General features: G+C 66.5%; 15 protein-coding genes. 9 read left to right on the forward strand and 6 right to left on the reverse strand.

The window, feature by feature from the left end; all coding sequences use genetic code 11:
* Positions 1–226: 226 nt before the first annotated feature.
* The 3 genes from EDF50_RS16150 to EDF50_RS16160 form a co-directional block, all read right to left on the reverse strand.
* A complete protein-coding gene (locus EDF50_RS16150; protein WP_123520538.1) occupies positions 227–892 on the reverse strand; it encodes a hypothetical protein in 666 nt (221 codons plus the stop codon).
* A 135-nt stretch (positions 893–1027) separates the two neighbouring features.
* Positions 1028–1888, reverse strand: a complete 861-nt coding sequence (locus EDF50_RS16155) for a hypothetical protein (RefSeq protein ID WP_148076861.1) — start codon at positions 1886–1888, stop codon at positions 1028–1030.
* A 208-nt stretch (positions 1889–2096) separates the two neighbouring features.
* Positions 2097–2564, reverse strand: coding sequence for a very short patch repair endonuclease (locus tag EDF50_RS16160; RefSeq protein WP_233570682.1), 468 nt, complete (start codon positions 2562–2564; stop codon positions 2097–2099).
* Between the two features lie 26 nt (positions 2565–2590).
* Here EDF50_RS16160 and EDF50_RS16165 point away from each other — a divergent pair, with 26 nt between their 5' ends.
* The 8 genes from EDF50_RS16165 to EDF50_RS16195 all read left to right on the forward strand — a co-directional run bounded on the left by EDF50_RS16165 (position 2591) and on the right by EDF50_RS16195 (position 7925).
* Positions 2591–3886 (forward strand): DNA cytosine methyltransferase, encoded by a 1296-nt coding sequence (locus EDF50_RS16165; RefSeq protein ID WP_123520540.1) that lies wholly within the window; start codon positions 2591–2593, stop codon positions 3884–3886.
* Position 3887: 1 nt separating this feature from the next.
* Positions 3888–4703: an endonuclease gene (locus EDF50_RS16170; RefSeq protein ID WP_123520541.1), complete on the forward strand. Its 816-nt coding sequence runs from the start codon at positions 3888–3890 to the stop codon at positions 4701–4703.
* Positions 4704–4865: 162 nt separating this feature from the next.
* On the forward strand, positions 4866–5099 hold the full coding sequence (locus EDF50_RS16175; protein ID WP_123520542.1) for a hypothetical protein: 234 nt from the start codon (positions 4866–4868) through the stop codon (positions 5097–5099).
* 234 nt (positions 5100–5333) lie between these two features.
* Positions 5334–5528: a hypothetical protein gene (locus EDF50_RS16180; RefSeq protein WP_123520543.1), complete on the forward strand. Its 195-nt coding sequence runs from the start codon at positions 5334–5336 to the stop codon at positions 5526–5528.
* 19 nt (positions 5529–5547) lie between these two features.
* Positions 5548–5700, forward strand: a complete 153-nt coding sequence (locus EDF50_RS16750) for a hypothetical protein (RefSeq protein WP_158612753.1) — start codon at positions 5548–5550, stop codon at positions 5698–5700.
* Positions 5701–6203: 503 nt separating this feature from the next.
* Positions 6204–6413, forward strand: coding sequence for a hypothetical protein (locus EDF50_RS16185; protein WP_123520544.1), 210 nt, complete (start codon positions 6204–6206; stop codon positions 6411–6413).
* 79 nt (positions 6414–6492) lie between these two features.
* A complete protein-coding gene (locus EDF50_RS16190) occupies positions 6493–7407 on the forward strand; it encodes an ArdC-like ssDNA-binding domain-containing protein (protein ID WP_123520545.1) in 915 nt (304 codons plus the stop codon).
* Between the two features lie 89 nt (positions 7408–7496).
* A complete protein-coding gene (locus EDF50_RS16195) occupies positions 7497–7925 on the forward strand; it encodes a hypothetical protein (protein ID WP_123520546.1) in 429 nt (142 codons plus the stop codon).
* Between the two features lie 86 nt (positions 7926–8011).
* Here EDF50_RS16195 and EDF50_RS17130 read toward each other — a convergent pair whose 3' ends face one another.
* Together EDF50_RS17130 and EDF50_RS16205 are read right to left on the reverse strand one after the other, a co-directional pair.
* Positions 8012–8446 (reverse strand): helix-turn-helix domain-containing protein, encoded by a 435-nt coding sequence (locus tag EDF50_RS17130; RefSeq protein ID WP_123520547.1) that lies wholly within the window; start codon positions 8444–8446, stop codon positions 8012–8014.
* Between the two features lie 33 nt (positions 8447–8479).
* Positions 8480–8881: a hypothetical protein gene (locus EDF50_RS16205; RefSeq protein WP_123520548.1), complete on the reverse strand. Its 402-nt coding sequence runs from the start codon at positions 8879–8881 to the stop codon at positions 8480–8482.
* A gap of 371 nt (positions 8882–9252) precedes the next feature.
* On the opposite strand from EDF50_RS16205, the gene mobF reads away from it, so the two are divergent.
* Positions 9253–13179: a MobF family relaxase gene (mobF, locus tag EDF50_RS16210; protein WP_233570686.1), complete on the forward strand. Its 3927-nt coding sequence runs from the start codon at positions 9253–9255 to the stop codon at positions 13177–13179.
* 44 nt (positions 13180–13223) lie between these two features.
* Here mobF and EDF50_RS16485 read toward each other — a convergent pair whose 3' ends face one another.
* Positions 13224–13919 (reverse strand): hypothetical protein, encoded by a 696-nt coding sequence (locus EDF50_RS16485; protein WP_148076863.1) that lies wholly within the window; start codon positions 13917–13919, stop codon positions 13224–13226.
* Positions 13920–14002 lie beyond the last annotated feature (83 nt).

Below are 14002 nucleotides of genomic sequence, written 5' to 3' on the forward strand. Positions count from 1 at the left end.
TGGGTCCGGCTTAGATTGCCCCAGACACCCCGAAACACCCGAAGTGGGTCCCGCTTAGATTGCCCTGGTGGGTCCCAATAACGCTGCCATAGTCAAACGCCCGAGTGGCTCATCGAAAGTGGGCATGGTGCTGGAACATCGGTTGAGGCTGCCCAAAATGGCGCCCCATACGCGCTCGGTGGCGTCGTCAGCTCGGTTGCGGGCATTGCCGACGGCTGTCTGAGTGTTAGACCTTCTTCGCGAGGACCGCGATCGTGATTTTGCCGACGACGGTCGTGAGGACGTAGTTGGTCGTGCCGCTAAAAACGACTCCGATTCCTAGAGGGACCGCTTTTGCCATGGCCTTCTGGGTGAAGTCGATGGCCACTTTTTTGAAGAGTTGTTTGATCGTCGTGAGGGCAGGGCCTTTGAGGTACTGCAGCACCAATTTCTGCGCCGTCTTTTCGACCGCGATTTTCCCGCCGTTGGCTGCCATTTGTTCTGCCGAACCGGCAAGGGCGAGGACGAACGCCAGATGCTTCTTGTCCTCGCCGCTGAGTTCAGATTGGTACACCTCGACGAGGCACATGCACATGTCGATCTGGAGCTTGAGCGAGGCCGCGAGATCCGCCAGCCCACCGCCGACTGTCGCTAGGGCGGTTCCGACACCGGGGATGACACCTGGAAGAGCGGCCGCGGCCCCTGTCGCGGCGGCGAGTTTCGAGTAGCGGCCAACGATTCTCTTCGCGATGCGAGCTTTGTCTTGGAGCGTCTCCGGCGGTCGTCCGTACGTCGCTTCGAAGCTCGAGCGGTATCCGTGGATGAGTCTCTCGGCGTCCTTCGGCGTGATGGCGATTGCCTCGACGAAGTTCTGGAGCTTCGACGGCTCTATGTCACCTGCGTTGTCGTTCATATTTCCCTGGTTTCAAGCACTTCTCGACGGGGTGCTGTGGACGAAGCCTGCCATGCCCCTCCGGGACGCATCAGCAGGTGCGTCAGGTCGACATTCATCAAAGGAGAGGGAGCACATTCCCTGGACATCGCGGAGTCATTCGATTCCCGGGACATGGGGTACCAATTCAAAGAGGCCTTCCGCCACCTTGTCGAGCGGGGTGTCGGCGCTCTCGACGGGGGTGAATTCGATCACCCAGAGCTTCGAGGGTCCCACGACCTTGATGCCTAGCGGGATCACGCCGGTCAAGTCGCCTAGTGTTGACCCCTTTGTGGACTTCGCCATCGCTTGGAGGTTGTGCGCGGCCCGGGCGATCTGTGGGGTATGGAACTGTTCGGTTCGACCCTTGACCTCGGCGGATACGAGCCACTGTCCGTCGTCGGCTGACAGGCTGAACGCGGCGTCAGTCTCGCCTCCTCTCATCTTGATTCCTGTCTGGAGGAAGTTCACCTCGTGCACGCTGCGCGGCGGGACGTTCCGGGGGGAACAAAGCGCGAAGAACGACGACACGACGTTCAGGCGGTCCGCGACCTGCGCATGCCAGTTCTCACCGGGTCGCCCAAGCGCCTTCATCGATTGCGGCATCGATAGGGATTGCAGCCTGATGGCCGGCAGGTGGTCGTCGAGGAGGAGGCCTTCGAGAAAAGGTTCCGCCTGGCCAGCGACGATGCCTACGAACGTGAAGACGGCCCGCCTCCCCTGTCCGATCGCGTCCGCTCCGGCGTAACCGCGGACGAAGACGGATTGAGGCCAATTCCTATTGAGTCCTGCGGTCCCGTTGCGGGTGAGGTCCTTCCAAAAGTTCGCCGGGTTCGAGCTGCTGAGCTTCGCGTTCGTGGCGACAATGCCGTCACTGATGTCGTCCATCGTCACGATGGCGTCCGAGAGCCTTCCGGTCGATGGGTCGTATCTTCTGTCGAACACCCACTCGATGACTTCTGTTTTTGCGCTTGGCACGAACGAAGGATAGCGATCCGAGTAGGGCGCAAGAATCTTTCGGCTACGGGCCGAGGGGTAGTCGGCGAAGCCGGCGAGATCTTCCAAGGTGCACCCCCCGGGGGGGGGCGACGCCCCGCGAAACGAGGGTGTGGATCGTTGGTGGAAGTTTCCTCTGATCAGCTCGGCGTACAAATCGTGATCGGCTCGGTATGAAGGATCGAGCCGGTCAGGCCCCCTTCCGGACGGCGGTTTCGATGGCCTCGGCGACCGACGTCGCCGGTTCATGGGTCCAAAACCGTAGGACGGTCCACCCGCGTCGACGGAGCGCGTCATTGGTCTGGCCGTCGCGTTCCTTATTGCGGTCAATCTTGGACGTCCAGAACTCGGTATTGCTTTTCGGTGGTCGGAAGTGCTCCGGGCAACCGTGCCAGTAGCAGCCATCGACGAACACCACGACGCGACGTCGAGTGAACAGGAGGTCGGCCGTGCGTCGAAGGTCCGGCTCGATCCGGGCGTTCACCCGGTAGCGCAATCCCCGGGCATGGACGAGGCGGCGTACCGCCAGCTCGGGTTTGGTGTCCCGACCGCGGTTGCCCTGCATGACCTTTCGGACCGTCTCACGATTGGGCGAGGGCGCATCCATGGAGCCGATGCTACGTGCCTTGCCGGTCTCCGGCCGCTCGGTCGGGGTCACGGAAGTCGACCGCTACGCTGGTATCTATGTCGATCGATGTTCGCCGTCCCCTTGCCGTCGATCTGTTCGCTGGGGCGGGTGGTTTGTCCCTTGGTCTCGAGCAGGCTGGCTACGAGATAGCGGCGGCTGTCGAGTACGACCCCATCCATGCGGCCGTACACGAGTTCAACTTCCCCTACGGCACCACGTTCTGCGACGACGTGTCGAAGATCACTGGCGCCGACATCCGGGAACGATCTCAAATCAAGGACCAAGAGATCCATCTCGTCGCCGGTGGCCCGCCCTGCCAGGGGATCTCGATGATCGGCAGGCGTGCCATCGATGACCCCCGAAACGCCCTCTTGAAGGAGTTCGTCCGGGTCGTACTGGAACTCCGGCCGCGGTATTTCTTGATGGAGAACGTCGCGGGGCTGATGGTCGGCGGGCACCGGCAGCTCGTCGACGAGGTGGTCCAGATGGTCGAGTCGACGGGGGAGTACCGGGTCCTCACCCCGATCCGGGTGCTTCAAGCAGCCGACTATGGTTCACCCCAGTCGCGGAAACGCGTCTTCGTTCTAGGGGCCCGTTCCGACGTCGCCCTGCCTGTCTACCCGGAAGCGACCCACACCCCGAGGGCTATCAATGGGATCGTGCCCCTGGCCGGGGCGCTGCCGCTCGGGCCGAGCGTGTCCGACGCCCTGGGGGACCTCCCCGACGCCGACCTATTCGAGAATCTCCTCTACGACGACAAGGTCGACGACGTCGTCTACGGCCGCGCCAGCGAGTACGCCGCCCGACTGCGCGGGACCAAGAAGGACCCCACCGACTATTCGCGCCCTCGACCCAAGCCGGCCAAGGGATTGTCCTCATCGGCCAGGACCATCCACACGCGGAAGTCCATCGACCGATTCTCTGCGGCCCTCCCCGGGACCACCGAGAAGGTCAGCCGGTTTCTCCGGCTGCACCCCGAGGGTTTGTCCAACACCCTCCGTGCAGGCACGGCATCGGACCGGGGCGCCTATACGGCGCCCCGTCCGATCCACCCGACACTCCCGCGGGTAATCACCGTGCGGGAGGCCGCGCGCTTGCACGGCTATCCCGACTGGTTCCGTTTCCACGTGACGAAGTGGAACGGGTTCCGACAGATCGGTAACTCCGTTCCCGCACGCCTTGGCCGGGCCGTCGGCGCCGCCATCCTCCAAGCCGACGGGGCGGAACCCAAGCCAGGCAAGTCGACCAAACTCGGCTCCCCTTCACTGCTTTACATGACTGCCGGCCAGGCGCACACCCACTTCGGCCTCGCGGAACGCGTCATCCCACAACGCGACCGAAAGGTCGGCTGACATGCCACCGGGTAAGGGCCCCACCAAGTACGAGCAAATCCTCTGCCACGTCTTCGAGACGCATCACGCACCCGGGGTAGAACGTCTCGAATGGAACCGTGCGGAACTCGACGATGCCGCCGACGCCCTCGGTATCGGTCGCGTCAAGAACCTCGGGGACCTCGTCTACAGCTACCGGTTCCGTGCTGACATGCCTGCGCGGATCAACGCGACGGCACCGGCCGGTAAGGAGTGGATCATCCGGGGTGCGGGTATGTCCAAGTACCGCTTCGACCTCATCCCCCAGCAGATCCCCATCGTGCCCAACCCCTCCCTCGCGGTGACGAAGATCCCCGACGCCACACCGGAGATCATTACCAAGGCTGCGCTCGGTGACGAGCAAGCGCTTCTGGCGAAGGTCCGCTACAACCGGCTCATCGACATCTTCCTCGGGGTCGCGTCATACTCCTTGCAGAACCACCTCAGGACCACCGCACAAGGGATCGGCCAAGTCGAGGTCGACGAGATCTACGTCGCGGTCGACCGACACGGCCGCCAGTTCATCCTCCCCGTCCAAGCCAAGGGTGGCTCCGACAGGCTCGGGATCACGCAGACGGAACAGGACATGGCGGCTTGCGCCGCGAAATGGCCCGACATGCTCTGCCGGAACATCTCAGTACAGTTCGCCGGAGGCGGCCTTATCGCGTTGTTCGAGTTGACCGTCCAAGACGACAGGGTCGTCATCCGACGCGAGGCTCACTACAAGCTCGTCCCCGCGAACCAGATCAGCGCCGCAGATCTCGCAGGTTACGAACTCGCCGCCAACCCCGGAGACTGACCACGACTCCAAGGAACGCGGGCAATTCCGCATCTCCGCATCGGTATTTGCCATATGCCTCCACGATGCGCAGGACGTTTTGCCCCGAACAGGTTCCACGGGGCGCCTTTCGGAATGCGCCCCCGGTCCTTACTTTGGTAGAGAACGGAAAGAGCAAAGCAGATGACCGAAGCAGGGCGAAAGACCGTCAGGGATCAGGCCGCGGAAAACATCCTCGTCGAAGACGCCGCGGACGAGGCCGAGCGGATCATCGAGTTGACCCGCAGGGCGGTCATGGACCAAGCCACAATCGACAACCTCATCGAAGACGCCGCCTACCCAGACGGTTACGACGGGTGGCCCATCAGCGGTAAAGCCCTTGCCGTCCTCAAAGACCGCGACGCCTTCGTAGGCTGAACCCGCGAGTGGGCTGCCGGTAAATCCGGGTCTAACACATCTCCTACCCACCACCGCGGATGATGTCGGACGCTTGCCCTAGCGTCCGACTTCGTGGGTGTGCGAGGTTCCGGTGAGGTAGCGGCGAAGATTCTGCGCCGGCCGATCCCGACGCACCCGCTGGCAGTGCCACCAAGTCCTGGCACGTTCGGTGTCTGGCAGGTTCGCCGGGACCGTGCCGCACCCCTCGGTTACGTGCTCTCGCGCCCGGAGCTGGGCCGCATCGCTTACCACTGCTACGCCCACGGCCGAGACGATGCCGGCGGCCGGCCCTGGCTACGCCGAGAGGGCAGCCTGAACAGCGCCGTCGCGTGGATGATCCAGCACGAGGCCGAGCTGTCGGCCCTCACGGGCCGGCTGCACCCCGAGCCGGACGAGTGGCCGTCATGACCGCGGGTAGCGCCCGGGCATGAGCTGGTTCGTCCGGCACCGCCCCAAGGGCGACACGAGCGCCGAGGCCGTGGCCGTCGAGACGGGCGCCCCGACGCCGGCCGACGCAATCGACCAGGTACGCGCCACCCTCCCTGAGGATCGCATCGTGACCTCGGTCGCTCCCTACTGAGCCCGAGAGAGCCGTCAGGGCCCGCGCGTAGCCTGGCCCCGGTCAGCTTCCCCCCAAGCTGACCGAGAGCTGCCGGGCGGTCTTAGGCCGCTAGGCAGCAGCAGCCCCCGCATTCCGGCTCCCCCCAGCCGGGCGGGGGCTTCTTCGTGCGCGCAGACCGTTCTCGAGTCCGGTGCCGGCCAGGGGCACGGCCCGCTGCGCGGTCCGGGGGAGTCGCTGCGCTCCCCGGGAGCCGCTGCGCGGCGCTGGGTGCCCTTCGGGCACGTCTTTTTGCCGTGAAGCCTGCGGCGGCTCGGTCGCTGCGCTCCCTCGTAGCCACCTCCGGGTCTCCGTTCAAGTGGCTACGCCACCGGCTCCTCCGAGATTTTCGGCACGCGGTCGCGGGGCTCCCTTATTTCGCGCCGAAATTCTCTCCTCTGCCGCCCTCCGGGTTGCACTGCGCCCTCCGGTCGCTAAGGCGGAAAACCGCCTTCACGGCAAAAAACGAGAGGGAGAGGAAGCAAATGCAGAAGCAGCAGATCACCACCGTGACCACGTTCGTTCCGGTCACAGGTGTGGGCGAGTTGCAGCGCCAGCTCCGCAAGTTAGGCGAGCGCGACTCGGACCTCGCGACGTTCGCGCGGAACGAGTGGCAACTCGCCCACACGGCGACCATCACCGGCCCCGAGGTCATGACGTTCGTCGACACCCTCACCCGCACCGACAGCGAGTGACACAGGACGGGAGGGACCTATTCGAACTAGGTCCCTCCCGCTCCACCCATCATCACCGATCGACCCAGGAGCAGGAACCATGACCACCACCGCTACCAAGACCCGCCGCCCCGCTAAGACCGCCGCGCCCCGCAAGAGCATGGAGGAGAAGAAGGCCCAGGCCGCCGCCCTCCACGAGTCGATCGCGACTCAGGTCGAGGCTCTCCGTGACTCGGACCGCTGGACCGCATTTCTCGACTTCGCGTCCGCGTTCCACGCCTACAGCCTGGGCAACGTGTTGTTGATCCTCAGCCAGCGCCCCGACGCCGAGCGCGTCGCGGGGTTCCGCAAGTGGCAGAGCCTCGGCCGCCAGGTCCGCAAGGGCGAGAAGGCCGTGCGGATCTTCGGCTACAGCACCAAGAAGGTGACCGAGGAAGACGAGAACGGGGACGAGGTGGAGAAGCGCATCGCCAGGTTCCCCATCCTCTCCGTGTTCGACATCGCCCAAACCGACGTGATCGAAGGGGAGACGGATCGAACGATCGCCCGGCAGCTCACCGGCGCCGAGGACCACGGGATCGTGGACGCGCTCAGCGCCTACCTCGACGGCGAGGGGTGGACGACCTCGCACCAGGACCTCAGCGGCGGCCGCAACGGCTACAGCGACCCCGAGGGGCAGCGCGTCGTGATCGGGAAGCACCTCAGCCCTGAGCACGCCGCAAAAACGATGATCCACGAGACGGCGCACGTGCTCATGGGCCACACGGGCGACCTCGCGGAGTACGCCGAGCACCGCGGCCTCATGGAGACAGAGGCCGAGAGCGTCGCCTACGTCGTCGCCGGGCTCGTCGGGTTTGACACCAGCGCCTACAGCGTCGGCTACGTCGCCGGATGGGCAGACGCCGACGTCGAGTTGATCCGCGGCACGGCCGCCCGCGTGCTCGCCACCGCGCACCAGATCGCCGCGATTCTCGACCCCGAGGACGAGGACACCGACGAGGCAGACGCCGCCTGACACCGGCCGGGGCCGCGGCTAGCGCCGCGGCCCCTCACACCGGCGGCGCAGCCGCCACCAGAGCCCCAAGACCCCGCAGGAGAACCGCCGTGCTCATCACCTACAGCCGCCCCCAGGACCTCGACCCCAAGCAGCTCGACCCCGCAGCGCCCGCCGCCGACCTCGACCCCGCCGGGTACGAGTGCGAGGCCGAGACGGTCGACGTGGGCGGCACCCCGTGGAGCTGCACCCGCCGCCGAGCTCACACCGACGACGAGCACCGCGCCGTGTTCGGCCAACTTGGGGACGGACCCGCCGAAGCCGTCGCGATCGCGTGGGCGTACGAGCACGGGGGGGCCGGTTACGGCCCGCCCTCTCCCGAGGCCGTGCACACCATCACCGTGACCGTGACATTCCCCGAGTCGGCTTCGACCGGCGTCGCGGCGGATCGCATCGCGGCCGACGTGCTGTCGAGCTTTTGGGAGTGCGACCACGACCACGTGCGCGTGGCCGTCACCAGCTCGACCCGCACGCCCTGACCCAGCGGTCCCCGGTCGCCCGCGAGCGGCCGGGCGAGGGGCCAGCCCCTCGCGCACCCCGCCATGAGCCAATGGTCGACGAAGCTTCAGAGCACGCGCGGCCCGTCGTTTCGAACACTGTCGAGAAACGTACGAAGAGCGTCGAGGCTGATGCGCTTCCGTGACCCCAGGTCAAGGTGCGGCATGTCGCCCTGTGTGAGCATCTGGCCGAGCGTTGGAACTGACACCCTTAGAACTTTGGCTGTCGCATTTAGGGAGAGGTACGGCGGCAACGAGGCCAGCGGGTCAGGCCACGTCGACGATGACTGCCCCGGGACGGTCGAGGTACTCGCCACCCAAGCTTCGAACTCCACCCGCAGCACGAGCCATGACCTTCTGATCCTGTACGCCGGCATGCGGTTTGTTTTCGCCCACGCGTTGATCGTCGCTGCACTAAGACCAAGTTGAGCCCCGACCTCAGTCGCGCCCAGGGTGCAACTGGACTCACCAACAGTGCTTTCGAGCATTTTCGTCACAGGCATGGCTTAAGTGGTCGCGAGGGAGCGGCCATGTTGTTACGCAGCCGCTTCGGCGGACTCGCCTTCACCTTCGGTCGGCTGCGTCGCCTCGGTAGGGAAAGTGCCACCGCCGTTCTCGGCCGGTGCCTTCTTGACGTCGCGCACAGCGACACCGAGACGCGACGCGACCTCGGCGCGGGTGATGCCGAGAGCCAGCATCTTTTGCATGACCGACTCCGCTTCGGCGCGAGCGTCGGCGCTCTGCTTTTCCGCACGAGCGCGAACGGCGGTGACTTCCTTCTCAGCTGCCGCGTCGATTTCATCAAGCGAGTCCGCGGCGACAAAGTAGTCCACCGCGAGCTGTTCCAGCTTGTCCTGCTGCTCCCGGAACTCGGCAGCTTTCTCGCGCGCCCGGCGACGCGCCTCGGTCTGCTTGGCAGACTTCCGAACCTCAGCCATGAGCGGCCCCCTCCTGTTGGTGCCTTCATTATGCACGCACCCCTCGCGCAGCTCGGGATGGGTCAGCGCTCTGGCACCGAGGACGACCCCCCGGCGGGGTCGTCGTAGCCCTGGTTGGGCCACGGGCTCGGACTGCCCGCTAGCCGGTTCCCGAGCCCGACGTGCAGCCCGAGTGTGGCTCGGCCTTAGCTGCTCGACCGACGTTCACTCCCGCGACTTTCCTCGTTCCTCGTCAGCCGCTCCCGTTCACTTCCCGGTCGCACAGCACAGCCGCAGTCTCTACGATCCTGGCCGCCCGTCCACTCGTTCCTCGCTTCCTAGGTCGTCACACCTCTGGCATTCCCAATCAGCGAGGTAGAGTGACCCCCGTGATGACCATGCATATCCTCTCCGCGGGAGACGGTTATGCGTACTACACCGGCGAGACCGCGACCGGCGACGCCAAACGCGACCCGGACCGCGAGCTGGGCGACTACTACACCGCAGACGGCAACCCTCCCGGTGTCTGGGTAGGGTCCGGGCTCACCGCCCTCGGGGTCAGTGGCACCGTCTCCGAGGACCAGATGCGAGCCCTCTTCGGTGAAGGCCTGCACCCCGACGCTGACGCCCGGGTCGCAGCAGCGCAAGACGCCGGCGAGAGCGCCGAGGACGCCTTGGCCGCGTCAAAGCTCGGTCGTCGGTACAGCTCCTACGACCAGGGCGGGCAGGGGCTTCGGGGCGCCATCGACGAGGGCTACGCCCGGTTCGAGCGCACCGAACACCGCGAACCGAACGCCGACGAGCGCCGCGCGATTCGGGTCCGCGAGGGCGCCCAGGCGTTCCGTGAGGCCAAGGGCCGGCCCCCGGCCGACAAAGAAGAGCTGGGCCGGTTCATCACCGCAGCGTCCCGTCCGACGCAGCAGGCCGTGGCCGGTTTCGACCTCGTGTTCTCTCCCGCCAAGTCCGTCTCGACGCTCTGGGGACTCGGCGACAACGACACCCGGAAGACCATCGAGCAGGCCCACGAGGCGGCAATCGAAGACACCGTGAAGTACCTCGAAGCCGAGGCCATCGCCACCCGTGCAGGGACCAATGGTGTCGCGCAGCTCGACGTCGAAGGCGGTCTCATCGCGACCCGGTTCCGGCACTACGACTCCCGCGCGGGCGACCCGCAGCTCCACGACCACCTGGTCGTGGCGAACAAGGTCAAAGGCTCCGACGGCAAGTGGCGCACCATTGACTCCAAGCTCCTGCACCGCCAGGGCGTCGCCGCGTCTGAGTTCTACAACTCCCGTGTCATGGACCGCGTCACGGACGCTCTTGGCCTGACCACGGAGCTGCGCGAGGCCACCCCCGGCAAGCGTCCCGTGGTCGAGATCGCGGGCGTTGATGACCGCCTGACAGCCGGGTTCTCGTCCCGTTCGGCGGACATCAAAGCGTCGATGAAGAAGCTCGAACGCGAGTACCGCCAGGACCACGGGCGCGCCCCCGACATGAAGGCCCGCGTCCGCCTCGCACAACAGGCGACCCTCGATACCCGCCCTGCCAAGGCTCACGCACGGTCCCTGAAGGAACTGCGCGCGGGATGGCAGGCGCAGGCAAGCGCTGTCGTCGGTGACCGTGTCGTCGCGGACGTGCTCAGCAGTGCCAGGGAGGCGGCACAGCCGACTGCTGGCCCCCCCACGGCGCCTAGGACCGTGGGGGTTTCCGAGGCTGCACAGGCCATCGTGGAGACTGTGTCCGAGCACCACTCGGTCTGGGGTCCGCACACCATCGAGGCCGAGGCGCGTCGGTACGTCCAGGCGCAACGGGCCGCCGGTGTCAGTGTCGACGGCAGCGTCGACGAGATTACCCGGCACGCCCTCGACACCGACTCGGTGATTCTTACGCCCCCGTCTCCGCACGGGGCGTTCCAGCCCCTCACGAGAGCGGACGGCAGCAGCATCTACGAGCACAAGGGCCGCCAGCTCCTCACCTCCCGCAGCGTTCTCGTCGCCGAAGACACGCTGCTGGACGCTGCCCGTGACCGCACCGTGCGTCCCGTGAGCCGGGAGACATTCGACCGGATCGCGGCCGAGGAAAACGCCACCAGCACCCACCCTCTCGACCAGGGCCAGCACGCCCTCGCGGGCGAGTTCGCAACGTCCAGCGCACGCCTGGTCGTTGGCACCGGGCCCGCGGGCGCCGGCAAGACCACAGCCCTCCGCGTCGCCGCACGTGCCGTCGAGGCCGAGGGCGGCAAGCTCATCGGCCTCGCCCCGTCCGCTACCGCAGCAGCCGTCATGGCCGACGCGCTCGACGTCGACGCCAAGACCATCCACTCCTTCACGCACGGCACCGGCACCCTCACCGAGCTGCTGGCACACGAGGGACCCGTCGACGGAATCGACCTCTCTCCCGGCGATGTGATCGTGGTCGACGAGGCAGGTATGGCCGGGACGATGAACCTCGCCAAGGTGACCCGCATCGCAGAGCTGCATGGCGCGCACGTCCGCCTCATCGGCGACGACAGGCAGCTCTCTGCCGTCGAGGCCGGCGGCGCCCTCCGCCTCCTCGAGCACGAAGTCGGCAGCGTCAAGCTCGACCAGCTCCACCGGTTCGTGGACCGCTCCGAAGCCGACGCCACCAAGGTCCTCCGTGACCCGGCCCAGACAGGTGACCCGTTCGCCTGGTACATGGACCACGGCCGCGTCAGGGGCGGCGACGTCGACCGGATGACCGGCGACGTCTTCACCGCCTGGCAGGCCGACACCGAAGCCGGCAAGCACTCCGTGATGCTCGCCCAGACGAACACCACCGTCACCGAGCTCAACACCCGCGCACAGGCCCTCCGCATGTCCGAAGGCGTCGTCAAGGGCCGCGAGACGGTCGCCGTTCGGGGCGGCCTCTCGGCCTACCGCGGCGACGTCGTCGTGACCCGGTCGAACAACTCGGAGTTGAAAATCAGTGGCGGCCGTGACCGCGTGAAGAACGGCGACCTGTGGACCGTCCGCGAGGCGCACCAGGACGGTTCCCTGTCGGTCGAGCACACCACCAGCGGCGGCCGCATCACACTCCCGGCCGACTACGTCAGCCGGAACGTGGAGCTGGGTTACGCCTCGACCATTCACCGCGCACAGGGCATGACGGCCGACACCGCGCACGTCCTCGCCGACGCAGCGACCTCGCGGGAGCTGGCCTACGTCGGGCTGACCCGCGGCCGCGAGGCGAACCACCTCTACGTCGAAACGGCCGAGGCGCAGCCTGTCCGTGACGTCCTCGACCAGATCGCCGGCAACGCCGACGGGATGTTGTCTGCCACGGAGGCAATCCGCGCCGAGCAGGCCCGCGTCGATGACCTCGTGACCCTCGTCGACCAGTACGCCGACGTCGCCGATCGCGCCGACACCCTCCGGTTCGAGAAGGTCGCCGACCAGGCCCTCGGTGACGACACCGCCGAGGCCCTCCGTGACCACGAGAGCTGGGGCGCCGTTGAGGGCGCCCTCCGTCACGCCGAGGCGCAGGGCCTCGACCCGGCCGACGTGCTCTACCAGTCCTGGACCGAGCGCGACTTGGAGGGCGCCGACGACCGCCCCGCAGTGCTCTCGGCTCGCATCATGAAGAACACCACCGAGCACGTCGACGCACTGCCCTACGACCGGCAGACCGAGGAGCCGGCGGTGCCCTCGTGGATTGCCGACCGGCGCGCGATCGACAGCCCCCACACCGACCCCGCATGGAGAGAGCACATGGCCGAACGCTACGACTACCTCCACACCCGCCTCGAGGAGCGCGGCGCGGCCCTCGCCGTCGAGCAACCCAAGTGGGCGGGCCAGCTCGGGCAGGTGCCGGCAGAGCCGGTTAAGCGTGAAGAGTGGACCCAGCTCGCGGCCGAGGTCGACGTGTTCCGCCAGCGGTACGGCGTCGACACCGCCGAGCCCACCGCTATCCCGAACCAGTACCGGGAGCAGGCAGTCGGCGCGGATCTCGCCCAGCGGGTCACGGCGCTGCACAAGTCGACCCAGCTCAGCACCCAGCCGGGCGCGACTGACGCCGACCGTCAGCGTGCGGCGACCGCGGCCGCCACGGCGACCCAGCGGGCCCATGACGCCGTCACGACCACCACGGCGAGCGGTTCCAGCCAGGATGCCCGGAAGGCCGCCATCCGGGAGCAGATGCGCCAGGCCGGCCTCATCGGCACCAAGCGGACCCCTGCCGGCGCCGGCACCGAGGACGGCACCGCCGCGGCGGCCAAGCGGCAGCAGGAGCAGCAGCAGGCGGCTCAGCGCCGCGCAGGTCAGCAGCGCGACCGGGACCGAGACCGGGGGCATGAGCGTTGACACGTCGAGAGGTGCGGGATACACACGATGGTGTGCCGCCCCTCTTAGCGGTGGCGGCGGGGCCGGTGCTGGGGCCGGCCTTTTCGGACTTCAGCAATCAGGACTGGGAGCAGTTCGCTCATAGCTTTCTCAGCACGGCGTTCGGCTTGCCGATAGGCGCCCGCACTTTTTCTGATGTTCCGATGGTCGAGGACTTCGTCGGCGTCCCGGGAAATGCGCCTGCGTTCAGTTTTGTCGCGAGGGATGTCCTTGAGGACGTACTCGCCGGCTCCAAGCAGCTTGGCGGTCACCCATTGGCGCACTTTCGGTTCTGGACCGTGAATGGCGAACCAGCGTTCTAGTGCCTGACTGAGGTTGTCGCCATCGCGATCGAAGTCGCGGAGGATTGATCGGTAGCGCATAAGCCGCCTTGTTAGTTCGGTGGGTCGTTGCTCATGCCACTCGTCGAGTTGGGCACCTTCGATGAAATCCAGGGCGGACCGGTGCTTCCTTGGCAATGCAATGTTGGTGTAGCTCGGAAAGTACTTAGGCCTCTGCAATAGCAACAACAAGGGCTGGACGGTGCGCAAGCTAGCTTGCCGAGCGAGGCGACGTCGGCCGCGTCGCTCGACGCCGAGCTGCAGCAAGAGCACAAAGACGCCAATGACCACACCCGTGATTGCGCCGACAATTAGGTCGGGTATAAACGTTTCCCAATTGGCTGGCCAGATCATGCAGATCCAGTCTCTAAGTGCGGTCATGCGGCCAATGTACTGTGCAGCATTTCTGGTCCTCTAACGCTCATTGCATGCGGAGTTACCGCTCCGAGCCGGATCCTTGGAGG

Source organism: Frigoribacterium sp. PhB24 (genome assembly GCF_003755185.1).
Taxonomy (GTDB): Bacteria; Actinomycetota; Actinomycetes; order Actinomycetales; family Microbacteriaceae; genus Frigoribacterium.

Bases quoted from the DNA above. Each gene is read 5' to 3' on its own strand.
- EDF50_RS16150 (WP_123520538.1), bottom strand. From the start codon at position 892: ATGAACGACAACGCAGGTGACATAGAGCCGTCGAAGCTCCAGAACTTC.
- EDF50_RS16185 (WP_123520544.1), top strand. From the start codon at position 6,204: ATGCAGAAGCAGCAGATCACCACCGTGACCACGTTCGTTCCGGTCACA.
- EDF50_RS16485 (WP_148076863.1), bottom strand. From the start codon at position 13,919: ATGACCGCACTTAGAGACTGGATCTGCATGATCTGGCCAGCCAATTGG.
- EDF50_RS16170 (WP_123520541.1), top strand. From the start codon at position 3,888: ATGCCACCGGGTAAGGGCCCCACCAAGTACGAGCAAATCCTCTGCCAC.
- mobF (WP_233570686.1), top strand. From the start codon at position 9,253: ATGACCATGCATATCCTCTCCGCGGGAGACGGTTATGCGTACTACACC.
- EDF50_RS16190 (WP_123520545.1), top strand. From the start codon at position 6,493: ATGACCACCACCGCTACCAAGACCCGCCGCCCCGCTAAGACCGCCGCG.
- EDF50_RS16175 (WP_123520542.1), top strand. From the start codon at position 4,866: ATGACCGAAGCAGGGCGAAAGACCGTCAGGGATCAGGCCGCGGAAAAC.
- EDF50_RS16165 (WP_123520540.1), top strand. From the start codon at position 2,591: ATGTCGATCGATGTTCGCCGTCCCCTTGCCGTCGATCTGTTCGCTGGG.
- EDF50_RS17130 (WP_123520547.1), bottom strand. From the start codon at position 8,446: ATGCCTGTGACGAAAATGCTCGAAAGCACTGTTGGTGAGTCCAGTTGC.
- EDF50_RS16750 (WP_158612753.1), top strand. From the start codon at position 5,548: ATGAGCTGGTTCGTCCGGCACCGCCCCAAGGGCGACACGAGCGCCGAG.
- EDF50_RS16205 (WP_123520548.1), bottom strand. From the start codon at position 8,881: ATGGCTGAGGTTCGGAAGTCTGCCAAGCAGACCGAGGCGCGTCGCCGG.